Raw genomic sequence first — 25,247 nt, 5'->3', positions numbered from 1 at the left:
GGCAACCCTTTGTGTCAGTTCGGGAGGGTCGTGCGGGCTGGGTCAGGGCACGATGTAGATGATGGCGAACAGGCCGATCCAGACGACGTCGACGAAGTGCCAGTAGTACGACACGACGATCGCGGACGTGGCCTGTGCCGGCGTGAACTTGCTCAGCTTCGTGCGGACCAGCAGGAAGCAGAACGCGACCAGACCGCCGATGACGTGCAGACCGTGGAAGCCGGTGGTCAGGTAGAAGACCGTTCCGTAGGCCGAGCCCGGGATGGTCGTCCCCTCGTGCACCAGGTTGAAGTACTCGCCCGCCTGGCCGCCGACGAAGATCGCACCCATGATCAGCGTCACGATGTACCAGCGACGCAGCCCGAAGACGTCGCCCCGCTCAGCGGCGAAGACGCCCCACTGGCAGGTGAACGACGACGCCACGAGGATGATCGTGAAGAACGACGCGTACGGGATGTTCAGCTCTGTCGGGTGAGGCGGCCATTCTCCTTCGTTCTGGGCCTTCACCGTGAAGAACATGGCGAAGAGGCCAGCGAAGAACATGAGCTCGCTGGACAGCCAGACGATCGTGCCGACGCTGACCATGTTCGGGCGGTTCAGCGAGTGCACGCGCTGGCCGATGGAAGGCGCTGCCGTTGTCACGGGACGCATTATTGCTTGCGGTTTTTTGCTCCGCCCATCGGGTCCGGGGCAGATCTTGGGTCGCCTGGGTCACACGGAGGGTGAACGTCGAGTGGGATTGCTAGGCCGGTTGCGCGATCTGCTGTCACGGGAACGGGAACCAGAGCTCACGATCGACTCCCCCGACCTGGTCGTGGTGGCGTCGGCGTTCGACCCCGCCGAGGCGGACTCGGCGGTGCTCGCGCGTTCCCCTGACTGGCGTCCCGACGAGCTCGCGGTGTTGCGTCACCACCTGTCGCTGCCCGCTGACCAGGTAGAGCGCGCCCGCGAGCTGCTGGCGCCGGACGACTGGACGGTGCTCGACGGCTCGCCGCTGCACGCTGTGCGCGTGCAGAAACTGGACGCGCTGCACTGCGCTCAGGAACGTTCCAGAATGGCGAGCCTCGCCCAGCGGCTCGGTGGCGAAGCCCTCGGCTGGGATGCGCTGCAACCGGCCCGATAACATCGGCGCGACCTTGGTCACTAGACGCGGAGGATCGCGCAGATGAGCACGCAGACCACGAAGATCCTGGTGTTCAGCCACCGGCCCGAGGTGCGTGAGACGATCATCACTGCGGTCGGCCGTCGTCCCGCACTCGACCTGGGCAAGGTGGACTACGTCGAGTCGGGCACCATCGCCGAGGTCCTGCAAGAGGTGGACGGCGGCGGCATCGACCTGCTGATCCTCGACGGCGAGGCGCAGCCGACCGGCGGCATGGGTCTCTCGCGCCAGCTGAAGAACGAGATCACCAACTGCCCGCCGATCATCGTCGCGGTCCGTCGCAAGGACGACCGCTGGCTGGCGACGTGGTCGCAGGCCGACGCGGTGCTCGTGCACCCCCTCGACCCGCTGGCCGCTGCCGAGACCGTGGCCGAGGTGCTGCGCTCGACCGGCAGCACCGTTGTCTCCGCCCAAGGCTGAGGCGCGCGCGATGGGCGACCGCACATGGCCCAGGCTGCTGAACCAGCTGATCGACCGCGTCGACCTCTCCGAGGACGACACCGCATGGGCGATGGACCAGATCATGTCCGGTGCGGCCACCCCCGCGCAGTTCGCCGCGTTCGCGGTCGCGCTGCGCGCCAAGGGTGAGACGCCGGAGGAGATCGACGGCCTCGCGACGATGATGCTCCAGCACGCGCGCCGCTTCACCGTGGACGTGCGCGCGACCGACATCGTCGGCACCGGCGGCGACCATTCCAATTCGGTCAACATCTCGACGATGGCCTCGATCGTCACCGCGGCGGCCGGCGTGCCCGTGGTGAAGCACGGCAACCGAGCCGCGTCGTCGAAGTGCGGGACGGCCGACGTGCTCGAGGCGCTGGGCGTCGCGATCGACCTGCCGCCGGAGGGCGTCGCGCGGACCGTCGAGGCGATCGGCATCGGGTTCTGCTTCGCCCCGGTCTTCCACCCCGGTTTCCGGCACGCGGGTGCGCCGCGCCGGGAGATCGGCATTCCGACGTCGTTCAACCTGCTCGGCCCGCTGACCAACCCGGCGCAGACCACCGTCGGGCTGATCGGGTGCGCGCGGAAGCCCGCGGCGCCGTTGATCGCGGGGGTGTTCGCGCGGCGGGGGCACACCGCGCTCGTCGTGCACGGTGACGACGGGATGGACGAGATCACCACGACGACGACCACGTCCGTGTGGATCGCTGACGGCGGTGTCGTGCGCACCGACCGGATCGATCCTTCGGTGCTCGGGATCTCGGCTGCGTCCGCGGAGGACCTGCGGGGCGGCGACGCCGCCTACAACGCGGAGGTCGTGCGGGACCTGCTGGCCGGGAAGACCGGGTCCGTGCGGGACGCGGTGCTCGTGAACGCGGCCGGGGCCATCGCGGCGCACACCGGGTTGTCCGGGGACCTGCACGCGGACATGGGGGCCGCTCTCGGGCGGGCTGCCGCGGCGATCGACTCCGGCGCCTCCGGTGAGCTGCTGGCGCGGTGGGCCGCGCTGTCGACGGAGATCAAGGCCGCTTCGGCTTCGTGAGGGGCTGCGGTGAACGGCCCGTTCACCGCGCGGATCGGGCTTGAACTGGTCGCTGGCGGGCCGGAACTGTCGGTGTCGCGTGGGATGCTGAAATCAGGGGTTCCCCCGGCGGGGACGCCTGCGAAAGCACGGCCGGGGTGATCGGATTGCTCCCTGCGGAGGCACGCCCTGTTCGTCGACGGACGACGGTGTTGAGCCGAACGGGTCCGGAGATCCGCGCCACGTAGTAACGGCACCGCAATGGGGATTTGGGATGCTTGACGCATGGTCCTCTACCCGGTGATGCGGCACGTCGTCGCCCCCACGGCCAGGCTGATCTACCGCCCGACCGTCGAGGGCCTGGAGAACGTCCCCAAGGATGGCCCGGTCATCCTCGCCCCGAACCACCTGTCGTTCATCGACAGCATCGTCATCCCGATGGTGATCCCGCGCCGCGTCAGCTTCCTGGCGAAGGCCGAGTACTTCACCGGCACGGGCGTGAAGGGTGCGCTGAGCAGGTGGTTCTTCAGCTCGCTCGGCCACATCCCGGTCCTGCGCGGCCAGGGGCGGGCGGCGCGCGACTCGCTCGACACCGCGAACCAGGTGCTGAACGACGGTGGCGCGTTCGCGATCTACCCCGAGGGCACCCGGTCGCTGGACGGGAAACTGCACCGCGGTCGCACCGGTGTGGCGCGCATGGCGCTGGAGACGGGCGCGCGGGTGGTGCCGGTCGGCATCATCGGCACGGACAAGGTGCAGCCGGTCGGCAAGGTCCTTCCGCGCATCGTGCCGGTGACGATCCGGTTCGGCCAGCCGCTGGACTTCTCGCGGTACGACGGCATGCAGGACTCGCTGCCGGTGCTGCGCAGCGTCACCGACGAGATCATCTACCGGATCCTGGACCTGTCGGGCCAGGAGTACGTCGACGCCTACCAGAAGTCGGCTGTCGCGGCCTGAGACGCGAAAGAGGGGCGCTCCGCGGAGCGCCCCTCTTCATCGAACGTGATGATCAGTTGTGGTCGGGGCCCGTGTGGTACTCGAACACGAGGCCACCGATCATGATCAGCAGGATCACGACGCCGATCACGAGCAGCCAGATCTGCCAGAAGGCGATGGCGATGCCCGCGGTCGCGGCGGCGGCCGCGAGACCGATCGGCCAGTAGCTGCCGGGGCTGAAGAAGCCCAGGTCACCAGCACCGTCGGCCACCTCGGCCTCGGGGTTGTCCTCGGGACGGACCTCGATGCGGCGGGCGACGAAGCGGAAGTACGTGCCCACGATCAGGGCCAGACCACCGGTCAGCGCCAGTGCGACGGTGCCGGTCGGCTCCACCGCCTTGGTGTCCGCCCACGTCCAGTAGCCGTACACGACGGCCATCAGGAACGAGAATCCCATGACCAGGTCGAAAATCCGGGCTTCGATCTTCATCTCGTCAAACCTCCCGGATCACTTGTTGCCCGAACCGGACGCCTCGCGGGCGGTCCGATCCGTGTTGAACGGCGTGGTCGTGGTGGCGAGAGGCGAGCACCAGTCGGGGCAGTTCACCTCGGCGAGCGCCTCGGCCGCCGTGTAGGCCTTGCCGGTCTTGTCGTTCGTCTGCTCGCGCAGGTTGATGTACTTGTCCCAGTCCGCCTTCGGCAGCGCCCTGACCTCGAAGTTCATCACCGAGTGGTAGGAGCCGCACAGCTCGGCGCAGCGACCGACGAACGCGCCCGGACGGTCGATCGAGGTGATCTCGAACGCGTCGTCCTGGTTGTTCTTCTTCGCCTCGGGGAAGACGTCCCGCTTGAAGTGGAACTCGGGGACGAAGAACGAGTGGATGACGTCGGTCGACTTCAGGTTGAAGCGGATCGACTGGCCAGCGGGCACGACCAGCAGCGGGATCTCCGTGGAGGTGCCCAGCGTGCTGACGGTCTGGCCGTCGGAAGTCTTGTGCTCCGGGTACTGGAACTCCCAGTTCCACTGGAACGCGATCACGTCGACCGTGACGTCGGTGTTCCCGGTCTTCTTGAGGACGTCGTTCTGCGTCACCGCGGTGAAGTAGAACAGCACCGCCACGATCACCGTCGGCACGACGATGAGCACGAGCTCCAACGGCAGGTTGTAGGCCGTCTGGCGCGGCAGTTCCTCGGACTTCTTGCGGTGGAACGCCACCGACCACAGGATCAGGCCCCACACGATGACGCCGACGACGAGCGCGGCGATCACGGACCACGTCCACAGCTCGCGCATCTGCTCGCCCTGCGGCGTGACGGCCACCGGCCAGCCGAAGCGCAGGACCTCATCCGTGGAGCAACCGGTGGCCCCGATCCCGACCAGGCCGACCAGCCCGGCGGTCTTCGCCAGCCGGGTAGCCCTGGTGCCCTCCTTCAGGCCCACTGCTCGCCGCCTCCTCGTTTACCGAAAGCTCGCAGGCAAGGGGGCTACTTCCTCCTTGCCGGATCATGCGGGAGCGTAGCCCAGCGCAACCCGGCACACCCCTTGGGGGCAGGCCCGCCGAGTGCAGTTTCGGTCACACAACAGGCCCCCGGCATACTGGGCTCTTCCCCGTACGTCCCCGAAACGGATACGTCGAGAGGTGCGATCGCCTTGTGCGGCCTGGTAGGACTGGTCAGCCCCACCGAGAACGAGGCTGAGGTCGCGCGCGCGGCCGTCGACTCCGCGATGCGCTGCCAGCGGCACCGCGGCCCCGACGAGCACGGGACCTGGCACGGCAGCGAGGTCGTGTTCGGCTTCAACCGCCTGTCGATCATCGACATCGAGCACTCCCACCAGCCCCTGCACTGGGGCCCGCCGGAGGCTCCCGGCCGGTACACGATCAACTTCAACGGTGAGATCTACAACTACCTCGAGCTGCGCGCGGAGCTGACCGAGAAGTACGGCGCTCGCTTCGCGACCGACGGTGACACCGAGACGATCGTCGCCGCCTACCACTACCTCGGCCCGGCCGCGATCACCCGGCTGCGAGGCATGTTCGCGTTCCTGATCTGGGACTCCGAGCGCTCGATGGTGTTCGGCGGACGGGACCCGTTCGGCATCAAGCCGCTCTACTACGCGACGGGCCCGAACGGCACGGCGTTCTCCAGCGAGAAGAAGAGCGTGCTGGAGCTCGCGAGCACGCTCGGCATCCAGCTGCAGATGGACCGCAAGGCGCTGCAGCACTACCTGACGCTGCAGTACGTGCCGGAGCCCGCGTCGCTGCACGACACCGTGCGCCGCATCGAGTCCGGCACGTCGTTCACCATCACGCCCGGCGGCAAGGTGACGACCGAGCGGTACTTCCCGGCGTCGTTCAAGATCCGCACGGTGCGCAGCGAGGCCGAGGCCGACGCGCTGTACGACGAGATCACCGAGGCGCTGCGCGACTCGGTCGCCAAGCACATGCGCGCGGACGTGACGGTCGGCTCGTTCCTGTCCGGCGGCATCGACTCGACGGTCGTCGCGGCGCTGGCCAAGGAGCACAACCCGGACCTGATCACGTTCACGACGGGTTTCGAGCGCCAGGGCTTCTCCGAGGTGGACGTCGCGGCCGAGTCCGCGGCGCTGATCGGCGTGAAGCACGTGGTCCGCACGGTCACCGCGCAGGAGATGATGGACTCCCTGCCGCTGATCACGTGGTACCTCGACGACCCGGTGGCGGACCCGGCGCTGGTGCCGCTGTGGTTCATCGCGCGCGAGGCGCGTCAGCACGTGAAGGTCGTGCTGTCCGGTGAGGGCGCGGACGAGCTGTTCGGCGGTTACACGATCTACCGCGAGCCGCTGTCGCTGGCGCCGTTCGAGAAGGTGCCGGGTGCGCTGCGCAAGGCGATGGGCAAGGTCTCGACCAAGATCCCGCAGGGCGTGCGCGGCAAGGACCTGCTGCGCCGCGGCGCGCTGACGCTGGAGGAGCGCTACTACGGCAACGCGCGCATCTTCCTGGACGACCAGCTGCGCCAGGTGCTGCGCACGTACGACCCCGCTGTGTCGCACATGGACGCGACGGCCCAGGCGTACCGCGAGTCGGAGCACTGGGACCCGGTGACGCGCATGCAGCACGTCGACCTGTTCACGTGGCTGCGCGGCGACATCCTGGTCAAGGCCGACAAGATGACCATGGCGAACTCGCTCGAGCTGCGCGTGCCGTTCCTCGACCCCGAGGTGTTCCGGATCGCGTCGCAGATCCCGTCCGAGCTGAAGATCACCAAGGACACGACGAAGTTCGCGCTGCGCAAGGCGATCCGCGACATCGTGCCCGCGCACGTGCTGAACCGCCGCAAGCTCGGCTTCCCGGTACCGATCCGGCACTGGCTGAAGGACGAGATGCACGACTGGGCGGTCGGCATCGTGCGCTCGTCGCAGACCGACCAGTACATCGACAAGAACGCCGTGCTGCGGCTCATCGAGGAGCACCGGTCCGGGATCCTGGACCACAGCCGCCGCATCTGGGCGCTGCTGGTGTTCATGATCTGGCACGGCATCTTCGTCGAGGGCCGCATCCACCCGGTCGTGCCCGAGCCGCACTACCCGGTGAAGCTCTGACAGACGCTCGTGAGTGATTAGGAGTGCAATAGGCCTCCTAATCACTCACGAGCCCTGAGCAGCGGGAACACGTTGTGACGGGCCCGTTCCATCCTTCACGGCGCAGGACGGTCAGCACTTCTCGCGCGACCTCGCACGGATTGCTGTGCACGTCGTGCCAGCCGTAGACGAGCCGCGCGCGGCCTTGGAGCTCAGCAGCGTTGTCACGTCGCCGATCCCGGAAAGCCACGCCCCGGACCGAGTGGTGCTCCTTGCCGTCCAACCGAACGGTCAGCCGCACCCCGATGTTGTCGTAGGTGACGTCCTCGTACAACGTGCGTCCATCCACGGCGAACGGCGTTTGGCGTTGCCCCGCAGGAAGTCGGTGCGCCATCTCCACTTCGGACATGTACTCGTATTCCAGTGCCGAGGTCACACCTCGAGCGAAGTGGCCCACCGCTTCCTTCAGCACTGCGCGATACCGATACGGCGGACGGACTGCGAGTTGGTTCAGCAGCTGCCAGACGGTCACGTGTGCTCGGTTGGCAAGCGCTATGAGTGAGCGCATCGCCTCGTCCGGGGAGGTCTCCGCGACCGCGAGATCGACGACCGTCACCACGCTCGTCGTACGCGGCAACAGGTCTGTCCCGACACCGATGTAGCGGAATGCGCGCGAACGGTGCAACTGCACGAGCGGGAGGCACGAGACAGCCGAGCATGTGTAAGGAACCGTGACGTGCACAGGCCGGTCTTCATCGATCCGCAGGATCCCCCACTCCTCGGCCGCGGTCTGGTGGCTGAGGACGGACAGCGGTCCCGCGTACAGGAGCGCGGCAGCGAGTCTGGTTTGTCGAGGCAAAGGTCCGGTGAAACACGCGTAGACGCCCCGGGTAACCCGCTGCCAACGCTGAGCCGCCACCTGCGCCTCGATGAAGTCCTTCGTGACACCGTTCACCCGCAGCTGCCACGTGGTGGCAAGCCCGCACTCGTCGAAGTGATCCCCCATGCAGACCAGCGTGATCAGGTCCGAACGGTCGTGTCAGGGTCAATCTCGAACCTGTGGATAACCGGGTCGTGAGTGATTGGGAGTGCTATAGGCCTCCTAATCACTCACGACCTTGCTCAGCGGCGGCCCCAAGCCGAGCAGATCGCGTACCCGGACAGGACGACCGAGGGGTCGGCCATGAGTTCCAGGTAGCGGTCGAGCTCGGCCGGGGACGCGCCGCTCCTGGCCCGCGTCTGCAGCGCGGTGGTGGCCATCAGCCGGCAGCCGGGTGAGCCGCCCTTCCACTCCTCGATCTCGCGCACCCCGCCGACGTCGCGCAGGCCCGCTTCGCGCAGGAGGCGTTCGATCCGGTTGCCCCAGTCGATCTCGGCGCCCGCCTGTTCCAGCAGTCCGAGCAGGCGGGCCTTCATGATCATGATCAGCTCGGTGTCGGCGTCGGACGGTGCCGCGAGCACGTGCTGCGGCGAGCAGGCGAATTCGTCGAGCACGAGCCAGCCGCCCGGCCGCAGCGCGCGAGCGAGCTTGCGCAGCACGGCTTCGCGCTCGGGCAGGTGGATCAGCACGAGCCGGGAGTGCACCAGGTCGAACGCGTTCTCTGGCAGCACGTCCCGGACCACGTCGTGCTGGAGCACGGTGACGTTGTCCCGTTCCAGCGGCGCGAGGCGTTCGACGTCGAGGTCGGTGGCCGTGACGTGGCCGTTCGGGCCGACGAGGTCGGAGAGCCACTCGGTGACCGAGCCGCCTCCGCCGCCGATTTCGAGGCAGCGCGCGCGGTCAGGCAGTTCGAGCTGCTCGATGCGGGCGAACGTCCCCGCATCGAGCAGTCCGCTGAGCGCGTCGAACTGCGATTCCAGCAACGCCCCGGTGTTGCCGAACAAGTACTTCCCCATGTCACCTGATCATGCCGTGGATCAGGGTCAGGCTGGAAGCACCCCGGCGATCTCCGCCGCGGCCTCTGGGCCGAACGCCTCACTGATGCGTGCGATGGCAGCAGCGCGGTCCAGCACCCACTCCTGCGTACCCACGGTCTCGAGCACGAGCACCGCGATCAGCGAGCCGAGCTGCGCGGCGCGTTCGAGGCCGAGCCCGCCGGACACGCCGGCGAGGAAGCCCGCGCGGAAGCCGTCGCCGACGCCCGTCGGGTCGGTCTTCGCAACCTCGGCGACCGCCGGGATCTGCAGCGCGAGGCCGTTGGCGTCGACGATCTCGACGCCCTTCTCGCCGAGCGTGGTGACGCGCATGCCGACGCGGGCGAGCACGTCCTGCTCGGTCCAGCCGGTCTTCTGGAGCAGCAGCTCCCACTCGTAGTCGTTGCTGAACAGGTACTTCGCGCCCTCGACGAACGCGCGGGCCTGCGCGCCGTCCATGCGGGCGAGCTGCTGCGACGGGTCGACGGCGAAGTCGTAGCCGCGCTGACGGCACTCGTCGGCGTGGCGCAGCATCGCCTGCGGGTCGTCCGGGCTGATCAGGACCAGCTCCAGGCCTTCGCGGGCGATCGGGGCGAGCTCGATGAGCCGGGCCTCGGCCATGGCGCCCGCGTAGAACGACGCGATCTGGCACATGTCGTCGTCCGTGGTGCAGACGAACCGGGCGGTGTGCGCGACCTCGGAGACGTGCACGCCGGAGGTGTCGACGCCGTGCCGCTCGAGCCACGAGCGGTAGTCGTCGAAGTCCTCGCCGACGGCGCCGACCAGGATGGGCCGCCGGCCGAGCACACCGAGGCCGAACGCGATGTTCGCGCCGATGCCGCCGCGCCGCACCACCAGGTCGTCGACGAGGAAGCTCAGCGAGATCCGGTCGAGGCGGTCGGCGACCAGCTGCTCGGCGAATCTGCCCGGAAAGTGCATCAGGTGGTCGGTTGCGATGCTTCCGCAGACAGCGACGGGCACCAGGCGGCCCTCCCATTCCAAATTGTGAAAGTTGTTCAACAAGGTTTACCGGTCCGGCCGCTCGCCCGGAAGGCTGACTCTCGAACACTACCGTTTGGTAGGCCTACCGCAGGTCAGAGCGCCGACTTACGGTCAGGTCGTGACCATTCCCGACGCGACCACGATGACCGAACTGATCGAGGACTGTGCGCAGATCCCGTTCGCGGTCACCCATCCGGAGCACCCGCTGCCCCAACCTCGTGCGGCAGCGGCCTGGCACGTCGACGAAGCGTGCATGCGCCAGGTCGAAGGCCTGGACGCATTCGTGTAGCTCGCACACGCGAAAGGCCGCGATCCTCACTCAGGATCGCGGCCTTTCCGCGTTGCAGATGACCTAGTGGAACGAGTCGCCGCAGGCGCACGAGCCGCCCGCGTTCGGGTTGTCGATCGTGAAACCCTGCTTCTCGATGGTGTCCACGAAGTCGATGCTGGCGCCCTCGACGTACGGCGCACTCATCCGGTCCACGGCGACCTTCATGCCGTTGAAGTCGCGGAAGAGGTCACCGTCGAGCGTGCGCTCGTCGAAGAACAGCTGGTAGCGCAGACCAGCGCAGCCACCGGGCTGGACGGCGATGCGGAGGTGCATGTCATCGCGGCCCTCCTGGTCGAGCAGCGCCTTCGCCTTGACGGCGGCAGCCTCGGTCAGCGTCACGCCGTGGGTCTGCGTCTCCGCGTTCGAAGCGGCGTCCTGAGCGGTCGTCATGGCTCTCCTCGGAGGTCCTCATGCGGGCGTTCGCCCCTGTCTAACACGGGCGTACCCCGCTTTGTTCCAGTTCCCATGGTCCCACAGCACGCGTGCTTGTCGAACGTCACGTGGACCACTGCCGCGCGACGTGCGCGGCCAGCGCTTCGAGCGTCGGCCCCGGTTCGGCGAGCGATCGTTCGGTCGACCCGGCGTGCTCGGACACCGAGTACGCGTCCTGCACCCCTGCTGACGCGGCTTCCCGCCTGCCGACGCTGACCTGTCCGGCCAGCACCACGCACGGCAGGCCGCGGTGGGCGGCTCCGGCTGCGACCGTGGTGACGAGCTTGCCGCGCAGCGACTGCCAGTCGAAGCTGCCTTCGCCCGTGACGGCGACGTCGACGGTGTCGAGTGCGGTGTCGAGCCCGGTCAGGTCGCGTACCAATCCGGCTCCCGAGGTGACCGTCGCGCCCAGCGACAGCAGTGCCGCGCCCAGGCCGCCCGCCGCGCCCGCGCCCGGTTGGTCCTTGACCGCTTCCAGGCGTTCCATGCCGGCCAGTCGTTGCTCCAGGCGTTCCACCGCCTCCGGGGAGGCGCCCTTCTGGGGACCGAACGTGTGGGCGGCGCCGTGGGGGCCGAGCAGCGGGTTCTCGACATCGGATGCCGCGACGAGCTGTGGACAACTCCCGATCAGCGCACCGGAATTGTCGGTGCTCGTCGGTAGGCTGGAAGTGGGGGGTACCCCCGCGGGGTCATGATCGAGAGCTTCAAACAGGCCCGCGCCGCCGTCCGTCGTGGCCGAGCCGCCCAGCCCGACGACGATCGTGTGGACGCCTGCGGCCCGAGCCGCCAGCAGCAACTCGCCGACGCCGCGCGTGGTCGTCGTCTCGCACACGCGTGCGCGCTGGTCAGCGGGCACGAGGTGCAGCCCGCAGGCCTCGGCGGACTCGACGTACGCGGTGCCGTCGTGCGTGAGCCAGCGTGCTTCGACGGGCGTGCCGAGCGGGCCGGTCACTGTCGTGACGTGCACGTCGCCGCCGAGCGAGGCGTGCAGGACGTCGACGAAACCGGGGCCGCCGTCGGCGAGCGGTCGCAGCACCAGGTGGTCGTCCGGCTTGGCGGAGTGCCAGCCGGAGGCGATGGCGTCGGCCGCCTCGCGGGCGGTGAGCGTGCCGCCGAAGCAGTCGGGAGCGATGAGTACGCGCACCTCGCGAAAGGTACAGATGCCCCTGTCATACCCTTGTGCGCGTGAGGTTCCTGCGCCGTAATTCCGCCGAAGCCAGCGAGACCGCCGAGACCGAGGCGGAACTGGCTCCACCGCTCGAAAAGGGCCACACCCAGGGCAAGGGCAAGCCCACGCCGAAGCGGCGCGAAGCACAGGGCCGGCGCTCCGGCCCGGTGCCCCCGCCTCCGCGCACCCAGCGCGAGGCGTTCAAGCGCATGCGCGGGAGCAAGGTGAACAAGGAAGAGCGCCGCGCCGCCGCGACCGAGCGCCGCAAGCGCATGCTCGCGGGTGACGACAAGTACCTGCTGCCGCGCGACCGCGGTCCGGTCAAGGCCTACATCCGCGACGTCGTCGACTCGCGGCGCAACCTCATGGGCCTCTTCATGCCGCTGGCGATCCTCGTGTTCGTCGCGCTGCTGACGCCGTCGATCGCGGTGCAGCAGTACGCGACGCTGGCGACGACGTTCATGCTGCTCGCGATGGTCGTCGAGGGCTTCGTCCTCGGCAGGCTCGTCACCAAGCGGGTGCGCGAGAAGTTCCCGACCGAGCCGATCAAGGGCATCTCGATCGGCTGGTACTCGTTCATCCGGGCCAGCCAGCTGCGCAGGCTCCGCGTCCCGAAGCCGCGCGTCTCCCCTGGCGACGCGGTCAAGTAGCACCGACGACGACGCCCGCGGCTGCAGCCGCGGGCGTGAGTTGATCATGTGGGTGGCCGGGATTGTCGGTGCTCGGCGATACGCTTGGAGTGGGGACCTCACACTCCCCCTTGGGGGCCGGGGATTCCCCCCGAATCCGAGGGTAGCGACGCACTCTGACAGTCGCGGTGCGCGGACCGAGATGTGCTCGAATCGCGCGAGTGGGGTACTAGCTCGGGTGGAGGCGCCCCGGCTGATGGTCGGAGCGCCTCCTCCGCGGATCAGCCCTCGGCGGTCAGCCTCGGGTCGTCGGTGACGACGCCGTCGAGCACCTCGTCGATCTTCTTCAGCAGGTCGGCGTCCAGCTTCACGCCAACGGCCTTGACGTTCTCCCGCACCTGCTCGGGGCGGGAGGCGCCGATGATCGCGGACGCGACGTTCGGGTTCTGGAGCACCCACGCGACCGCGAGCTGGGCCATCGTGAGGCCGGCCTCGGCGGCCAGCGGCTTGAGGCCCTGGACGGCGGTCAGCACGTCGTCGCGCATCCAGCGGGAGATCATCCGCGAGCCGCGCTCGTCGGCGGCGCGCGAACCCGAAGGCAGCTCGGCGCCCGGCAGGTACTTGCCGGTCAGGATGCCCTGCGCGATCGGCGAGAACACGATCTGGCTGATGCCCTCGCGCTCGCAGGTCGGCACGACCTGGGACTCGATGACGCGCCACAGCATCGAGTACTGCGGCTGGTGCGAGATGAACGGCACCTTCAGCTCGCGGGCCAGTGCGGCACCGCGGGCGATCTGCTCGGCGGTCCACTCGGACACACCGATGTACAGCACCTTGCCCTGACGGACGAGGTCGCTGTAGGCGAGCATCGTCTCCTCGAGCGGCACGCTGTGGTCGAAGCGGTGCGCCTGGTAGAGGTCGAGGTAGTCGGTCTGCAGCCGCTGGAGCGACGCGTTGGCCGACTCGATGATGTGCTTGCGGCCGAGGCCGCGGTCGTTGGGGCCGCCAGGGCCCGTCGGCCAGTACGACTTGGTCAGCACCTCGATGGACTCGCGGCGCACGCCCTTGAGCGCACGGCCGAGAACCGACTCGGCCGCCGTGTTGGCGTACACGTCGGCGGTGTCGAAGGTCGTGATGCCGGCGTCGAGCGCGGCCTTCACGCAGGCGTGCGCCTGGTCCTCTTCGACCTGCGACGCGTGGGTCAGCCAGTTGCCGTACGAGATCTCACTGATGTTCAAGCCGCTGCGGCCGAGACGTCGGAACTCCATGCTCGAAGACTAACTCGAACTCGTTCGGCTTGCTAATGAACTGACGGAGATGTCAACAGTTGGCAGTCGACAACGGGCGCGGCCGGCGATGCCTGCCAACTGTCGACAGTCAACTGTTCGCCGGATCGCCGCTAGTCGTTCGTCTGGCTAACGACCATTGGGTATCGTCGAGCACCGTGATCCGTTATGCGGGCGTCCCAGATGACCTGCGGCCGGACCAGCTGACCGGGTTCTTCGTCGGCTGGCCGTCGCCACCGTCGCCGCAGGCGCACGTTGAGCTGCTGAAACACGCGCAACACGCGGTGCTGGCGTTCGACGGCGACCGCGTCGTCGGGTTCGTCACGGCGCTGTCGGACGGCGTGTTCTCCGCCTACCTGCCGCTGCTGGAGGTGCTGCCGAAGTACAAGTGGCAGGGCATCGGCGGCGCTCTGGTGCGGCGCGTCGTCGGCGAGATCGGCGGGGTCTACAGCATCGACGTGGTCTGCGACGACGACGTCGTCCCGTTCTACGAGCGGTTCGGCTTCCAGCGCGTCAACGGCATGGTCTTCAGACCGAGGGGCATCAGGCAGACGGGCTCAGGCTCATAGGTCCGTACACCTCGGACTCCGAGCACAGCAGCGTCACCTGTTCGACGCCGCTGTCGAGCAGGTCCTGCCAGGTGGCGCTGAACCACTCCTCGGCCTCGGCCTGGTCGGCGAAGGCCACCTCGGGACCGACGACCTCGCGGCCCTGTGCATCCTGGTACCGCCAACGGAACTCCATGAGCGAAGGCTAACTCGTGACCCGACGAACTCTGGTGCTCGGCGGAGCCCGTTCTGGGAAGTCCGCGCACGCGGAAGGCCTGCTCACCGACCCTGCGGTGACGTACGTCGCAACATCGCGCCGCTACCCGGACGACCCGGACTGGGACGCGCGCATCGCCCGGCACGTCGCGCGCAGGCCCGCAGGCTGGCACACGGTCGAGGCGCCCGCGCCCGGCGACCTGCCCGCGTTGCTCACCGCGACGCGGCCGGAGGACCCGTCGATCCTGGTGGACGACCTGTCGACGTGGCTGGTCGGCGCGCTGGACGACGCGGGCGCGTGGGAGGGGCACGGCTTCGAGCTGGTCGAACGGGAGGTCGACGCGCTGCTGAGCGCGGTCACGGCCTGCCGGACGCGGCTCGTGCTGGTGTCCGCTGAGGTCGGCCTCGGCGTGGTGCCCAGCACCCACTCTGGCAGGCTCTTCCGAGATCACCTCGGTTCGCTGAACGCACGGCTCGCCGAGGTGTGCGACGAGGTGCTGCTCCTCGTCGCGGGCATCCCACTGCGACTGCGTTAGGAGCACAGGTGACCACGGAGTTCCCGCCGGTCGAGCCGCCGAACGAGGCCGTCGCCCGCGAAGCCGAGGTGCGCCAGTCGGTGCTGACCAAGCCGGTCGGCTCGCTCGGCAGGCTCGAGGAGCTGGGCAACTGGGTCGCGGCGTGCCAGGGCGTGTGCCCGCCGAAGCCGTTCGTGCGGCCGCGCGTCGTGGTGTTCGCCGGCGACCACGGTGTCGCGCGGCACGGTGTCTCGGCGTTCCCGAGCGAGGTCACCGGGCAGATGGTGCAGAACTTCCTGACCGGCGGCGCGGCGGTGAACGTGCTGGCGCAGGTCGCGGGCGCCACGGTGCGCGTGGTCGACATGTCCGTCGACGGCGACACGCCCGTCGGCGACCTCAAGGTCCGGCGGAGCTCGGGGTCGATCGACCGCGAGGACGCGATGACCCGCGAGGAGTGCGAGGCCGCGATCGCCGCCGGGCGCCAGGTCGCGGACGAGGAGGTCGACGGCGGCGCCGACGTGCTCGTCGCCGGCGACATGGGCATCGGCAACACGACGCCGTCGGCCGTGCTGATCGCGTCGCTCACCGGCTCCGAGCCGGTGGCGGTCGTCGGCCGCGGCACCGGCATCGACGACCAGGCGTGGATGCGCAAGACCGCGGCGATCCGCGACGCGCTGCGCCGGGCCCGGCTGACCATCAGCGACCCGATCGCGCTGCTCGCGACCGCCAGCGGCCCGGACATCGCGGCCATGGCCGGTTTCCTCGCGCAGGCGGCTGTGCGGCGCACGCCGGTCGTGCTGGACGGCGTCGTCGTCGGCGCGGCCGCGGTCGTCGCCGAGGAGCTCGCGCCGGGTGCGCGCGAGTGGTGGGTCGCCGGGCACCAGTCCGCCGAGCCCGCGCACGCGATCGCGCTGGCGCACCTGTCGCTGAAGCCGCTGCTGGAGTTCGACATGCGGCTCGGCGAGGGCTCGGGCGCGGTGGCGGCGCTGCCGCTGCTGACCGCGGCGACGAAGCTGCTCGCCGAGATGGCGACGTTCGACAGCGCGGGCGTCTCGGGCAAGGCCGGTGCGGCCGAGGCTGAGGCGGCACCGGAGGCTGAGGCTCGAGCCGACGCTGGACCTGGAGCCGAGGCCGGGGCTGGGACCAACGCTGCGACTGGGACTGGGACTGGGACTGGGACTGGGACCAACGCTGCAACTGCGGCTGGAGCCGAAGCTGAGGCCGGACCTGACGCTGAAGCCGGACCCAGGGCAGGAGCTGGGGCTGAGACCAACGCTGCGACTGGGACTGGGGCCGGGACCAGCGCTGGGGCAGCGGCTGGACCTGGGGCAGCGGCTGACGCTGAGCAGCAGTCCGGCGACGCGGACAGGGACTGATGCGCCTCGCGCTGTCGTGGCTGACGATCCTGCCCGTCCGCGTCGGTGAGGTCGACGGCACGGCTGCCCGCCGCGCGTTGTACTGGGCGCCGGCCGTCGGACTGCTGCTGGGCGGGTTCGCCTCCGCGATCCTCTTCGGACTGTCGCAACTGGACGTCCCGCCGTTGCTGGCCGGGTTCCTGACGGTGGGGGTGCTCGCGCTGGTGACGCGCGGCATGCACCTCGACGGGCTGGCCGACACGGCGGACGGGCTCGGTTGCTACGGGCCGCCGGAGCGCGCGCTGGAGGTCATGAAGGACGGTGGAGCGGGACCGTTCGCGGTGGTCACGCTGATCGTCGTGCTGGGTGCGCAGGCGGTCGCTTTGCCTTCTGCGCCTTGGGAAGCGGTCGTGCTGGCGCTGACGGCCGGACGCGCGGCGTTCGGCGTGTGCTGCCTGCGCGGTGTGCCCGCGGCGCGGCCGGAGGGGCTGGGCGCGCTCGTGGCGGGCTCGCAGCCGCACTGGGTGGTCGCGGTGTGGTGGCTCGGGCTGGCGTGCGCGTCGCTCTACCTCGGTGTGCGCGGGCCGGTCGCGGTCGTGCTCGCGCTGGCGGTCGTCGTGCTGCTGGTGAAGCACACCCGGAAGCGGTTCGGCGGCATCACCGGGGACGTTCTCGGTGCTGCCGCCGAACTCTCGACTCTCGTGGTGCTGGTCGTGCTCAGCTGAGCTTGGTCATCCAGCCGTGCTCGTCGGCGACGTGGCCGTGCTGGAGGCCGGTCAGCCGCTCGCGCAGCTTCATGGTCAGCTCGCCGGTCTTGCCCTCGGACACCGAGAACTCGCCGCCCGCGTGCTTCACGTGGCCGACGGGCGTGATGACCGCGGCGGTGCCGCAGGCGAAGACCTCGGTGAGCTCACCGGACTCGGCCTTCTTCTCCCACTCCTCAGTGGACACCCGGCGTTCCTCGACCGAGTAGCCGAGGTCCTTCGCGAGACTCAGCAGCGAGTCGCGGGTGATGCCGGGCAGCAGCGTGCCGGTCAGCTCGGGCGTGATCACCTTGTCGCCGAAGACGAAGAACAGGTTCATCCCGCCCATCTCCTCGACCCAGCGGCGCTCGATCGCGTCGAGCCACACGACCTGGTCGCAGCCCTTCTCGGCGGCCTGCGCCTGCGCGACGAGGGACGCGGCGTAGTTGCCCGCGAACTTCGCCGCACCGGTGCCACCGGGCGCCGCGCGGACGTACTCGGTGGACAGCCACACGCTCACCGGCTTGATGCCGCCGGCGAAGTAGGAGCCCGCGGGGGACGCGATCAGGACGTAGATGTACTCCTTGGCGGGCCGCACGCCGAGGCCCTTCTCCGTGGAGAACATGAAGGGACGCAGGTAGAGCGACTCCTCGTCGGCGGTGGGCACCCACCGCTCGTCGATCGCGATGAGCTCGCGGACCGACTCGAGGAAGAGCTCGTCGGGGAGTTCCGGCATGGCCATGCGGCGGGCCGACGCGCGGAAGCGCGCGGCGTTCGCCTCAGGTCGGAAGGACGCGATCGATCCGTCGGGCTGGCGGTAGGCCTTGAGCCCTTCGAAGATCGCCTGGCCGTAGTGCAGCACCATCGCGGCGGGATCCAGCTGCAACGAGCCGTACGGGCCGACGACAGCGTCGTGCCAGCCCTGCTCCCGGTTCCAACGAATCGTCACCATGTGGTCGGTGAAGTGCTGCCCGAAGCCCGGCTTCTCGAGTACCTCCGCAACGCGCTCCGGGGTCTCCGGCTGCGGGTTGGGGGTCCGGGTGAAAGGCAACGACGTCGTCATGTGTGCACGGTAATGCCCGGATGGCCGTACGGAAAATCGCGATCCCAATACTCGGACGTCCTACTAATGCGGACTGAGGCGTTCCGCAGACCGCCGGCAAGATCGGGAACTAGGGTGTGCCCTCATGAGTGAGGAGAAATCGACCGCCGCGGACGTCCGCGTCCTGCTGAACGCGGCACTGCTGGTGCTGGGCTCCGGGCTCACGCTGCTGGCCGGGTTGGCGCTCGGCGGCGTGGTCGGCCTGGTGGGCTCGGCGATGATGGTGGGCGTCTTCTACCTGTTCCTCTGGTCGATGCGGAACGAGGCGAAGAAGAAGGGCGAGGTCACCGGGCCCAGCACCGGCGCCGTCGTCTGGTACGCCATCTACTCCGGCATGACCTTGATCGTTTTTCTCGCGAACCGCTAGCGCCCGGAATTGTCGGTGCTGCCTGGGAGAATGGATCTAGGGTGCCCCCGAGCGGGGACCCCTGCGCGAGCACGGCCGCGTCCTAGGCACAGGCACAGGCCTGACCGTCACCACCGCGCGAGTGTGGTCCGGGTGTGGCGCACGTACCTAGGTTCGCAGGCGTGACTGAGAAGGGGACGGACGCCCGGCTGTTCGCCGAAGCCGCGCTGGTTCCACTGGCCTGCGGCCTGATCCTGCTCGACGGCTGGGTGGTCGGCGGCGGCGCCGGGCTGATCATCGCGGCCTTCGTCCCGCTGGGCGTGCTGCTCGGCGTCTGGTTCGGGCTGCGGGAGAACTTCGCGGTCACCAACCGGCGGCTCGGCTGCCTCGGCGTGCTGATCGTCGTGCTGGCACTCGTGCTCGTGGTGTGGGGATGACGGAAGTCGAGACGCAGAGCACCCCCGGCTGGCGGCTCGCGGTGGAGGCGGCGCTGCTGACGGTCGGCATCGGGACGATCATGATGATCGGCTGGGCCGATGACGCACTCGGCGTCGCCGGGCTCGTCACGTTCGTCTACGCCGTCTGGTGGCTCGGGAAGCGGAAGACGCCGGTGTCGATCGGCAGCCTCGGGTGGCTCGTGGCGTGGGATCTGCTGGCGGTGTTCATCCTGCTGGTCACGTGACGGGCGACCCTGGTCCGGGCATGATCACCGGGCTACGGTCCGAGGATGGGCCGGGACAAGTCCACGGGCGCTGACGTCAAGTTGTTCACCGAGGCCTCGTTGCTCACGCTCGGCGGCGGGGCGCTGATGCTGTGGGGCTGGGGCGGTGAAGACGTCGGTGGGCTGATCGTCTGCGGGATGATCGTCGGAACGTTCTTCTGGCAGTGGGCGCGCGGACGGGAGAACTACGGGCCGCCCGGTTTCGGCCGGCTCTTGTTGCTCGCGCTGCTGACCACGGGGACGGTGCTGCTGTTCCTGTACGGGCGTTGAGCCTCGAGAGGCCGCCGGAAGGCGGCGCGCCGCTGTTCGTCGAGTCCGCGCTGCTCACCCTCGGCGGCGGCGCGGCCGTGCTGGCGGGCTGGACTCACGGGGAGATCAGCGGGCTGCTCGTCGCGGCGGCCGTCACCCCGCTGCTGATCTTCGCCTGGTTCGACAAGCGGGACGAGCTGGGCAACCGCGACCGCGTCATGTCGCTCGTAGCGTGGGACCTGTTCGCACTGATGGTTTTGCTGCTCTAGCGATGAGTCCGAACAAACCGGTGCCCACGCCGAGCCCGACGATCGTGGTCAGCAGCGCGGGCACGGGCACGCTCATGGCGAGCAGCACCGAGATGCCGAGCCCGAAGCACGCCGTGCGCATCGGCCACGTGCGCTCGTCCTGCAGCAGGATCCGCGCGGACGCGTTCGTGAACGCGTAGTAGAAGAGCATCGCGCACGCGGCCACGCCCAGCGCGACGGTGAACGGCATCAGCAGCACCGTGACCAGCACGGCCGCGGCGGCCAGCACGTCGACGGACCTGGGTGCGCGCGACAGCGACGTCGGCAGGTCGCCGTGCTCGACCATCGCGGTCATCGTCCGGCGCGTCCCGGCGAGCACGAAGTACATCGACGACAGCCCGGCGACGGCGGCGCCCGCCTGGAGGACCGGCATCAGCGCGTACGCGTCGGCCGCGATCAGCGCGTCGTGCAGCGGGGCGCCGGACAGCGACAGCCGGTCCGTGCCGAGCTGGCGGTGCACGGCCGCGCCGACGGTCAGGTAGATCGCGAGCGAACCGACGATCGTCACCGGGATCGCGACGCGCAGCACGCGCGGCGAGTGCACCGGCTCACCGGCGAGCGGAGCGGTGATGCGCTCGAAGCCGAGGAACGCGACGAACATCAGGCCCGCCACGCCGACGAGCTCGTTCGGGTTACCGGAGGTGGTCACCGCCTGTGGGGGTGCGATCGAGAAGCACGACACGACGACGACGGCCAGCGCGGCCAGCACGAAGAACACCGCGCCCCAGCTCAGGCCGGTCGTCCAGTGGAAACCCGCGGCGAGCAGCAGCGCGGTGAACGCGACGAGCCCGACGGACGCGGCCACCGGGTGGTCCGGCACCACGTAACGGCCGAACGTCGTGGCGATCGCGGCGGCCATCGCGAACCGGCCGAGCAGGTACGCGGCGGCACCGAGCCGCGCGGGCCACGGGCCCAGCTGGGTGCGGATGTAGCCGTAGCCGCCGCCCGCGTCGGGGAGTGCGTGCGACTGCTCGGCGGTGGAGAACGCCGAGCACAGCGCCGCGAGCGCCGAGAGCAGCAGAGCGGGGACGAACCACCAGCCCGCGAGGCCGGCGGCCGGTGCGAATCCCGCGAAGACACCTGCGCCGAGCATCGCGGTCAGGCCGAGGACGACGGCGCGTGGCGTTTGCGTCACCGGTACACAGTCGCAGATGGTTTCGCCGGCGGTAACCACCCGGTCGGTTGATGAGCTGATTGGGTGTATCACTACGGATTGCGACGAGGACCGGCCGACAGAGATGGCCCACGGCATTCGTGGGACAGGCCGACCTTTAGCATAGGTCACGATTTCCGAGACATGGCCCCTGCGCACAACTGGAGCAGCACGTGACAGCCCCGAAGCTGGCCCTCACTGAAGGTGACCTGAGCAGCATCACCGCGGACGCCGTCGTCGTGGGCACCCTGCAGGGTCCTGACGGTCTGTCACTGGCGGACGGCGCCGGTGCGGTCGACGCCGCGTTCGACGGCACCCTGGTCGAGGTGCTCCGCACGCTGGGCGCGTCCGGCAAGGCCGACGAGCTCGTCAAGGTGCCGACGTTCGGCAAGCTGGCCGCGCCGGTCGTGCTCGCCGTCGGACTCGGCAAGGAGGCGACCGAGGAGCAGGTGCGCCGCGCGTCCGGTGTGGCCGCGCGTGCGCTGGGCGGCAAGAAGCGCGCCGTCACCACCCTCGCGTCGATCCACCTGGGCCCGGCCGTCGAGGGCACGCTCCTCGGCGGGTACGCGTTCACCGAGTACAAGTCGGACAAGGGCGACGGTCCCGTCGCCAAGGTCGATCTGTTCGCACCGGTCTCCAAGGAGGCCCGCGCCGCGGTGAAGGCGGCGACCGCGATCGCCGAGTCGGTGATCATCGCCCGCGACTTCATCAACACCCCGCCGAACGACCTCTACCCCGCCTCGTTCGCCGAGCGCGCGGCCAAGCTCGCCGCGGACGCCGGGCTCGAGGTCGAGGTGCTCGACGAGAAGGCGCTGCGCAAGAAGGGCTTCGGCGGCATCCTCGGCGTCGGTGTCGGCTCGTCCCGCCAGCCGCGCCTGGTGCGCCTGTCCTACAAGGGCCCGAAGGCGGCCAAGAAGGTCGCGCTCGTCGGCAAGGGCATCACGTTCGACACGGGCGGTATCTCGATCAAGCCGGCCGCGAACATGGACGAGATGTCGAGCGACATGTCCGGTGCCGCCGCCGTCGTCGCGTCGATGGTGCTCGCCGCGAAGCTCAAGTACCCGCTCGAGGTGATCGCGACCGTGCCGATGGCGGAGAACATGCCGTCCGGCGACGCGTACCGCCCCGGCGACGTGCTGACCATGTACGGCGGCAAGACCGTCGAGGTCCTCAACACCGACGCCGAGGGCAGGCTCATCCTGTCCGACGCGATCGTCCGCGCGTGCGAGGACGAGCCGGACTACCTGATCGAGACGTCCACGCTGACCGGCGCGCAGGTCGTGGCGCTCGGCAAGCGCACCTCCGGGATCATGGGCTCCGACGAGTTCCGCGACCGGATCGCCGCGCTCGGCCGCGCCGTCGGCGAGAGCGCGTGGGCCATGCCGCTGCCGGACGAGCTGCGCGGCGACCTCGACTCCCGGCTCGCCGACCTGGCGAACGTCACCGGCCACCGCTGGGGCGGCATGCTCGCCGCGGGCATCTTCCTGCGCGAGTTCGTCGCCGAGGGCGTGCAGTGGGCGCACATCGACATCGCGGGCCCGGCGTTCCACACGGGTGGCGCGTACGGGTACACCACGAAGGGCGGCACCGGCGTTCCGGTCCGCACGATCGCGGCCGTGCTGGCGGACATCGCCGCGAACGGCTGAAGTCGCAGCTAACGGCTGGCGTCCGATGGGGCCACCCTCACACGCGTGAGGGTGGCCCTCGCGTCACCCCGCGGGGCAGGATCGGGGCATGGGCGCGCACAGGTACGAAGTGGATCTCGTGTGGACCGGGAACTCGGGTAGCGGAACGTCCGGCTACCGCGACTTCGAACGGGCCCACGAGGTCAGCGTCCCCGGCAAGGCCACGATCCTCGGCTCGTCCGACCCCGCGTTCCGGGGCGACCGCGAGCGGTACAACCCGGAGGAGCTGCTGGTCGCATCGCTGTCGCAGTGCCACATGCTCTGGTACCTGCACCTGGCCTCGGTGAACGGCGTGGTGGTGACCGACTACCGCGACCACGCGACCGGGCTGATGACCGAGCACCCCGACGGCAGCGGGCGGTTCACCGAGGTGACGCTGAACCCTCGGGTGACGGTCGCCGACCCGGCGACCAAGGACACCGCGCAGGCGTTGCACGAGAAAGCGCACTCGATGTGCTTCATCGCGGCGAGCGTGAACTTCCCCGTCCGCCACGACCCCCAGACGGCGAGCTAGCTAGTTGCCGTTGTTCTTCTTGTACTCGCGCATGCGCTTCGGGTAACCGACGATGCCCGCGTCGTAGATCGGGATGCCGAGCTTGCGCGCGAACTTCCGCGCCGCCTCGGTGCCGTCGATGCGGCGGCGCGTCCACTCACCGTCGTGCGCGACGAGCACCACAGTGGTTTCGGTCACCGTGGTCTTGGGCTCCACATAGGCCTCGACGCCCCGGCGGCTGGTAGCCCACTGCTCGAGGTGGCTGGTGTCCTGTGAGGACGCGGTGCGCAGCACACCAGGACGCGACTTCCTGCGAAAACGATCGAACAGCCCCACCGGGCACCTCCTGCGGTTTTCTCCCCTCCATGGTGCCAGGCGTGCGGCGGCCAGGTGGCCGAATGATCTCAACAGGACGTGGTCAGCGGGCCCCGTGCCCACGTCGGGGCAAGTAGTGACAAGATGACTCGTGTCTCGCGCGCACCCGCGCGAAGTAAGTATCCCGAGGAGATCGAAGTGACCGACACCTCCGCCGACCTCGTGATCCTCGGCGGCGGCTCCGGCGGCTACGCCTGCGCTTTCCGCGCGGCCGAGCTCGGCCTGTCCGTCGTCCTGGTCGAGAAGGACAAGCTCGGAGGCACCTGCCTGCACCGCGGCTGCATCCCGACGAAGGCGCTGCTGCACGCGGCGGAGGTCGCGGACAACGCGCGCGAGGGTGACCAGTTCGGCGTCAAGAGCTCGCTCGAGGGCATCGACATCGCCGGCGTGAACTCGTACAAGGACGGCGTGATCAGCAGGCTCTACAAGGGTCTGCAGGGTCTCGCGAAGGCCAACAAGGTCACCATGGTCGAGGGCACCGGCAGGTTCGTCGGCCCGAACACCGTCGAGGTGAACGGTCAGCGCTACACCGGCAAGAACGTGGTGCTCGCGACCGGTTCGTACGCGCGCAGCCTGCCCGGTCTCGACATCGGCGGCCGGATCATCACCAGCGACCAGGCGCTGAACCTGGACTTCATCCCGGAGAAGGTCGTCGTGCTCGGCGGCGGCGTCATCGGCGTCGAGTTCGCGAGCGTGTGGCGGTCGTTCGGCGCCGACGTGACCGTCGTGGAGGCCCTTCCGCGCCTGGTCCCCGCCGAGGACGAGTACGCGTCGAAGCAGCTGGAGCGCGCGTTCCGCCGCCGCGGCATCAAGTCCAAGACCGGCGTGAAGTTCAGCTCCGCCACCCAGACCGACTCCGGCGTCCAGGTCACCCTCGAGAACGGCGACGTGCTCGACGCGGACCTGCTGCTCGTCGCCGTCGGCCGCGGCCCCAACAGCGCGGGCCACGGCTTCGAGGAGGCCGGTGTCACGATCGACCGCGGCTTCGTCATCACCGACGAGCGGCTGCGCACGAACCTGCCGAACGTCTTCGCCGTCGGCGACATCGTGCCCGGCCCGCAGCTCGCGCACCGCGGCTTCCAGCAGGGCATCTTCGTCGCCGAGGAGATCGCGGGCCTCGCGCCGAAGGTGATCGACGAGGCAGGCATCCCGCGCGTCACGTACTGCAAGCCCGAGGTCGCGTCGGTCGGTCTTTCCGAGGCCGCGGCCAAGGAGAAGTACGGCGATGTCCAGGTGTTCATCTACGACCTGGCTGGTAACGGCAAGTCGCAGATCCTCAAGACCGCGGGTGGTGTGAAGCTGGTCAAGGAGCCGGACGGGGCCGTCGTCGGCATCACGATGGTCGGCGACCGCGTCGGCGAACTGATCGGAGAGGCCCAGCTGATCTACAGCTGGGAGGCTCACCCGGAGGACGTGGCTCCGCTGATCCACGCCCACCCGACCCAGACAGAAGCCCTCGGCGAGGCCTTCCTCGCCCTGGCCGGCAAGCCGCTGCACGTGCACGGCTGACCGTTCCCCATCTAAGTCAGCCACACGAGAGCACGAGGAGTCAGCGAA

At 69.3% G+C, this 25,247-nt stretch carries 31 protein-coding genes and 1 pseudogene; 19 read left to right on the top strand and 13 right to left on the bottom strand.

What is annotated here, in order from left to right:
• Nucleotides 1–42: 42 nt before the first annotated feature.
• On the bottom strand, nt 43–651 hold the full coding sequence (gene ctaE / locus FKR81_RS26835) for an aa3-type cytochrome oxidase subunit III (protein WP_146355708.1): 609 nt from the start codon (nt 649–651) through the stop codon (nt 43–45).
• An 82-nt stretch (nt 652–733) separates the two neighbouring features.
• On the opposite strand from ctaE, the gene FKR81_RS26830 reads away from it, so the two are divergent.
• The 4 genes from FKR81_RS26830 (at nt 734) to FKR81_RS26815 (ending at nt 3,581) form a co-directional block, all read left to right on the top strand.
• Nucleotides 734–1,123 (top strand): hypothetical protein, encoded by a 390-nt coding sequence (locus FKR81_RS26830; protein WP_146355706.1) that lies wholly within the window; start codon nt 734–736, stop codon nt 1,121–1,123.
• Between the two features lie 42 nt (nt 1,124–1,165).
• Nucleotides 1,166–1,582, top strand: a complete 417-nt coding sequence (locus FKR81_RS26825; RefSeq protein WP_146355704.1) for a hypothetical protein — start codon at nt 1,166–1,168, stop codon at nt 1,580–1,582.
• Nucleotides 1,583–1,592: 10 nt separating this feature from the next.
• The gene (trpD, locus tag FKR81_RS26820; protein WP_146355702.1) at nt 1,593–2,645 is read left to right on the top strand and encodes an anthranilate phosphoribosyltransferase; all 1,053 of its coding nucleotides are present in this window, start codon (nt 1,593–1,595) and stop codon (nt 2,643–2,645) included.
• 264 nt (nt 2,646–2,909) lie between these two features.
• Entirely contained in the window at nt 2,910–3,581 is a 672-nt protein-coding gene (locus tag FKR81_RS26815; RefSeq protein ID WP_146355700.1) for a lysophospholipid acyltransferase family protein, read from the top strand.
• Nucleotides 3,582–3,633: 52 nt separating this feature from the next.
• Here the strand turns inward: FKR81_RS26815 and FKR81_RS26810 are convergent, their stop codons facing one another.
• Nucleotides 3,634–4,050: a cytochrome c oxidase subunit 4 gene (locus FKR81_RS26810; RefSeq protein ID WP_146355698.1), complete on the bottom strand. Its 417-nt coding sequence runs from the start codon at nt 4,048–4,050 to the stop codon at nt 3,634–3,636.
• Between the two features lie 18 nt (nt 4,051–4,068).
• A complete protein-coding gene (gene ctaC / locus FKR81_RS26805) occupies nt 4,069–5,001 on the bottom strand; it encodes an aa3-type cytochrome oxidase subunit II (protein WP_186763190.1) in 933 nt (310 codons plus the stop codon).
• A 210-nt stretch (nt 5,002–5,211) separates the two neighbouring features.
• Between ctaC and asnB the strand changes: the two genes are divergently transcribed.
• Nucleotides 5,212–7,140, top strand: coding sequence for an asparagine synthase (glutamine-hydrolyzing) (gene asnB, locus FKR81_RS26800; protein ID WP_146355696.1), 1,929 nt, complete (start codon nt 5,212–5,214; stop codon nt 7,138–7,140).
• A gap of 37 nt (nt 7,141–7,177) precedes the next feature.
• Here asnB and FKR81_RS26795 read toward each other — a convergent pair whose 3' ends face one another.
• The 3 genes from FKR81_RS26795 to FKR81_RS26785 all read right to left on the bottom strand — a co-directional run bounded on the left by FKR81_RS26795 (nt 7,178) and on the right by FKR81_RS26785 (nt 9,972).
• Complete coding sequence (locus FKR81_RS26795; RefSeq protein WP_146355694.1) at nt 7,178–8,125, bottom strand: hypothetical protein; 948 nt, start codon at nt 8,123–8,125, stop codon at nt 7,178–7,180.
• Nucleotides 8,126–8,241: 116 nt separating this feature from the next.
• On the bottom strand, nt 8,242–9,015 hold the full coding sequence (locus FKR81_RS26790) for a class I SAM-dependent methyltransferase (RefSeq protein WP_146355692.1): 774 nt from the start codon (nt 9,013–9,015) through the stop codon (nt 8,242–8,244).
• A 27-nt stretch (nt 9,016–9,042) separates the two neighbouring features.
• Nucleotides 9,043–9,972, bottom strand: coding sequence for a carbohydrate kinase family protein (locus tag FKR81_RS26785; protein WP_146355690.1), 930 nt, complete (start codon nt 9,970–9,972; stop codon nt 9,043–9,045).
• A gap of 181 nt (nt 9,973–10,153) precedes the next feature.
• Between FKR81_RS26785 and FKR81_RS43745 the strand changes: the two genes are divergently transcribed.
• Nucleotides 10,154–10,324 carry a hypothetical protein gene (locus FKR81_RS43745; RefSeq protein WP_186763191.1) on the top strand — a complete coding sequence of 57 codons (171 nt, stop codon included), beginning with the start codon at nt 10,154–10,156 and terminating at the stop codon, nt 10,322–10,324.
• A gap of 63 nt (nt 10,325–10,387) precedes the next feature.
• Here the strand turns inward: FKR81_RS43745 and FKR81_RS26780 are convergent, their stop codons facing one another.
• Nucleotides 10,388–10,756: a HesB/IscA family protein gene (locus FKR81_RS26780; RefSeq protein ID WP_146355688.1), complete on the bottom strand. Its 369-nt coding sequence runs from the start codon at nt 10,754–10,756 to the stop codon at nt 10,388–10,390.
• A gap of 106 nt (nt 10,757–10,862) precedes the next feature.
• Complete coding sequence (locus tag FKR81_RS26775) at nt 10,863–11,942, bottom strand: glycerate kinase family protein (protein ID WP_146355686.1); 1,080 nt, start codon at nt 11,940–11,942, stop codon at nt 10,863–10,865.
• 41 nt (nt 11,943–11,983) lie between these two features.
• Here FKR81_RS26775 and FKR81_RS26770 point away from each other — a divergent pair, with 41 nt between their 5' ends.
• On the top strand, nt 11,984–12,616 hold the full coding sequence (locus FKR81_RS26770) for a DUF3043 domain-containing protein (RefSeq protein WP_146355684.1): 633 nt from the start codon (nt 11,984–11,986) through the stop codon (nt 12,614–12,616).
• 260 nt (nt 12,617–12,876) lie between these two features.
• Here the strand turns inward: FKR81_RS26770 and FKR81_RS26765 are convergent, their stop codons facing one another.
• Nucleotides 12,877–13,863, bottom strand: a complete 987-nt coding sequence (locus tag FKR81_RS26765; RefSeq protein ID WP_146355682.1) for an aldo/keto reductase family protein — start codon at nt 13,861–13,863, stop codon at nt 12,877–12,879.
• 176 nt (nt 13,864–14,039) lie between these two features.
• Between FKR81_RS26765 and FKR81_RS26760 the strand changes: the two genes are divergently transcribed.
• Complete coding sequence (locus FKR81_RS26760; protein ID WP_146355680.1) at nt 14,040–14,450, top strand: GNAT family N-acetyltransferase; 411 nt, start codon at nt 14,040–14,042, stop codon at nt 14,448–14,450.
• Here the strand turns inward: FKR81_RS26760 and FKR81_RS26755 are convergent.
• Complete coding sequence (locus FKR81_RS26755; protein WP_146355678.1) at nt 14,425–14,625, bottom strand: hypothetical protein; 201 nt, start codon at nt 14,623–14,625, stop codon at nt 14,425–14,427. The two genes, FKR81_RS26760 and FKR81_RS26755, sit on opposite strands and share 26 nt — an antisense overlap.
• Nucleotides 14,626–14,641: 16 nt before the next feature.
• Between FKR81_RS26755 and cobU the strand changes: the two genes are divergently transcribed.
• The 3 genes and pseudogenes from cobU (at nt 14,642) to cobS (ending at nt 17,240) form a co-directional block, all read left to right on the top strand.
• The gene (gene cobU, locus FKR81_RS26750; RefSeq protein WP_146355676.1) at nt 14,642–15,181 is read left to right on the top strand and encodes a bifunctional adenosylcobinamide kinase/adenosylcobinamide-phosphate guanylyltransferase; all 540 of its coding nucleotides are present in this window, start codon (nt 14,642–14,644) and stop codon (nt 15,179–15,181) included.
• Nucleotides 15,182–15,189: 8 nt separating this feature from the next.
• Nucleotides 15,190–16,218, top strand: a pseudogene (gene cobT, locus FKR81_RS26745) (nicotinate-nucleotide--dimethylbenzimidazole phosphoribosyltransferase); the annotation flags it as partial.
• A 317-nt stretch (nt 16,219–16,535) separates the two neighbouring features.
• Nucleotides 16,536–17,240 carry an adenosylcobinamide-GDP ribazoletransferase gene (gene cobS / locus FKR81_RS26740; protein ID WP_146355674.1) on the top strand — a complete coding sequence of 235 codons (705 nt, stop codon included), beginning with the start codon at nt 16,536–16,538 and terminating at the stop codon, nt 17,238–17,240.
• Here cobS and FKR81_RS26735 read toward each other — a convergent pair.
• Complete coding sequence (locus FKR81_RS26735) at nt 17,233–18,321, bottom strand: branched-chain amino acid aminotransferase (protein ID WP_146355672.1); 1,089 nt, start codon at nt 18,319–18,321, stop codon at nt 17,233–17,235. The genes cobS and FKR81_RS26735 overlap by 8 nt on opposite strands.
• Nucleotides 18,322–18,445: 124 nt before the next feature.
• On the opposite strand from FKR81_RS26735, the gene FKR81_RS26730 reads away from it, so the two are divergent.
• The 5 genes from FKR81_RS26730 to FKR81_RS26710 all read left to right on the top strand — a co-directional run bounded on the left by FKR81_RS26730 (nt 18,446) and on the right by FKR81_RS26710 (nt 19,945).
• Nucleotides 18,446–18,727 (top strand): hypothetical protein, encoded by a 282-nt coding sequence (locus FKR81_RS26730; protein ID WP_146355670.1) that lies wholly within the window; start codon nt 18,446–18,448, stop codon nt 18,725–18,727.
• A gap of 161 nt (nt 18,728–18,888) precedes the next feature.
• Nucleotides 18,889–19,143: a hypothetical protein gene (locus FKR81_RS26725; RefSeq protein ID WP_146355668.1), complete on the top strand. Its 255-nt coding sequence runs from the start codon at nt 18,889–18,891 to the stop codon at nt 19,141–19,143.
• Complete coding sequence (locus FKR81_RS26720) at nt 19,140–19,388, top strand: hypothetical protein (protein ID WP_146355666.1); 249 nt, start codon at nt 19,140–19,142, stop codon at nt 19,386–19,388. The genes FKR81_RS26725 and FKR81_RS26720 overlap by 4 nt, the downstream gene beginning before the upstream one ends.
• Before the next feature lie 45 nt (nt 19,389–19,433).
• Nucleotides 19,434–19,697 (top strand): hypothetical protein, encoded by a 264-nt coding sequence (locus FKR81_RS26715; protein ID WP_146355664.1) that lies wholly within the window; start codon nt 19,434–19,436, stop codon nt 19,695–19,697.
• Nucleotides 19,694–19,945 (top strand): hypothetical protein, encoded by a 252-nt coding sequence (locus FKR81_RS26710; RefSeq protein WP_146355662.1) that lies wholly within the window; start codon nt 19,694–19,696, stop codon nt 19,943–19,945. Before FKR81_RS26715 ends, FKR81_RS26710 begins: the two co-directional genes overlap by 4 nt.
• Here FKR81_RS26710 and FKR81_RS26705 read toward each other — a convergent pair.
• Complete coding sequence (locus tag FKR81_RS26705) at nt 19,893–21,119, bottom strand: APC family permease (protein ID WP_146355660.1); 1,227 nt, start codon at nt 21,117–21,119, stop codon at nt 19,893–19,895. The genes FKR81_RS26710 and FKR81_RS26705 overlap by 53 nt on opposite strands.
• Before the next feature lie 191 nt (nt 21,120–21,310).
• On the opposite strand from FKR81_RS26705, the gene FKR81_RS26700 reads away from it, so the two are divergent.
• Nucleotides 21,311–22,783 carry a leucyl aminopeptidase gene (locus FKR81_RS26700; protein ID WP_146355658.1) on the top strand — a complete coding sequence of 491 codons (1,473 nt, stop codon included), beginning with the start codon at nt 21,311–21,313 and terminating at the stop codon, nt 22,781–22,783.
• Between the two features lie 88 nt (nt 22,784–22,871).
• A complete protein-coding gene (locus FKR81_RS26695) occupies nt 22,872–23,336 on the top strand; it encodes an OsmC family protein (RefSeq protein WP_146355656.1) in 465 nt (154 codons plus the stop codon).
• Here the strand turns inward: FKR81_RS26695 and FKR81_RS26690 are convergent, their stop codons facing one another.
• A complete protein-coding gene (locus tag FKR81_RS26690; RefSeq protein ID WP_146355654.1) occupies nt 23,337–23,651 on the bottom strand; it encodes an oxidoreductase in 315 nt (104 codons plus the stop codon).
• Nucleotides 23,652–23,828: 177 nt separating this feature from the next.
• On the opposite strand from FKR81_RS26690, the gene lpdA reads away from it, so the two are divergent.
• Nucleotides 23,829–25,199: a dihydrolipoyl dehydrogenase gene (gene lpdA, locus FKR81_RS26685; protein ID WP_146355652.1), complete on the top strand. Its 1,371-nt coding sequence runs from the start codon at nt 23,829–23,831 to the stop codon at nt 25,197–25,199.
• Nucleotides 25,200–25,247: the final 48 nt, after the last annotated feature.

This window comes from Lentzea tibetensis, assembly GCF_007845675.1.
Classification (GTDB): domain Bacteria; phylum Actinomycetota; class Actinomycetes; order Mycobacteriales; family Pseudonocardiaceae; genus Lentzea; species Lentzea tibetensis.
Note: the sequence above shows the minus strand (reverse complement) of the source record. Positions and strands in the feature narration are given on the sequence as shown.

Coding starts and splice junctions, on each gene's coding strand:
- FKR81_RS26730 (WP_146355670.1), top strand. CDS start 18,446: ATGAGTGAGGAGAAATCGACCGCCGCGGACGTCCGCGTCCTGCTGAAC.
- FKR81_RS26755 (WP_146355678.1), bottom strand. CDS start 14,625: ATGGAGTTCCGTTGGCGGTACCAGGATGCACAGGGCCGCGAGGTCGTC.
- FKR81_RS26810 (WP_146355698.1), bottom strand. CDS start 4,050: ATGAAGATCGAAGCCCGGATTTTCGACCTGGTCATGGGATTCTCGTTC.
- FKR81_RS26715 (WP_146355664.1), top strand. CDS start 19,434: ATGGGCCGGGACAAGTCCACGGGCGCTGACGTCAAGTTGTTCACCGAG.
- FKR81_RS26825 (WP_146355704.1), top strand. CDS start 1,166: ATGAGCACGCAGACCACGAAGATCCTGGTGTTCAGCCACCGGCCCGAG.
- FKR81_RS26780 (WP_146355688.1), bottom strand. CDS start 10,756: ATGACGACCGCTCAGGACGCCGCTTCGAACGCGGAGACGCAGACCCAC.
- cobS (WP_146355674.1), top strand. CDS start 16,536: ATGCGCCTCGCGCTGTCGTGGCTGACGATCCTGCCCGTCCGCGTCGGT.
- FKR81_RS26815 (WP_146355700.1), top strand. CDS start 2,910: ATGGTCCTCTACCCGGTGATGCGGCACGTCGTCGCCCCCACGGCCAGG.
- ctaE (WP_146355708.1), bottom strand. CDS start 651: ATGCGTCCCGTGACAACGGCAGCGCCTTCCATCGGCCAGCGCGTGCAC.
- trpD (WP_146355702.1), top strand. CDS start 1,593: ATGGGCGACCGCACATGGCCCAGGCTGCTGAACCAGCTGATCGACCGC.
- FKR81_RS26735 (WP_146355672.1), bottom strand. CDS start 18,321: ATGACGACGTCGTTGCCTTTCACCCGGACCCCCAACCCGCAGCCGGAG.
- FKR81_RS26765 (WP_146355682.1), bottom strand. CDS start 13,863: ATGGAGTTCCGACGTCTCGGCCGCAGCGGCTTGAACATCAGTGAGATC.
- FKR81_RS26795 (WP_146355694.1), bottom strand. CDS start 8,125: ATGGGGGATCACTTCGACGAGTGCGGGCTTGCCACCACGTGGCAGCTG.
- FKR81_RS26790 (WP_146355692.1), bottom strand. CDS start 9,015: ATGGGGAAGTACTTGTTCGGCAACACCGGGGCGTTGCTGGAATCGCAG.
- FKR81_RS26785 (WP_146355690.1), bottom strand. CDS start 9,972: ATGCACTTTCCGGGCAGATTCGCCGAGCAGCTGGTCGCCGACCGCCTC.
- FKR81_RS26720 (WP_146355666.1), top strand. CDS start 19,140: ATGACGGAAGTCGAGACGCAGAGCACCCCCGGCTGGCGGCTCGCGGTG.
- FKR81_RS26695 (WP_146355656.1), top strand. CDS start 22,872: ATGGGCGCGCACAGGTACGAAGTGGATCTCGTGTGGACCGGGAACTCG.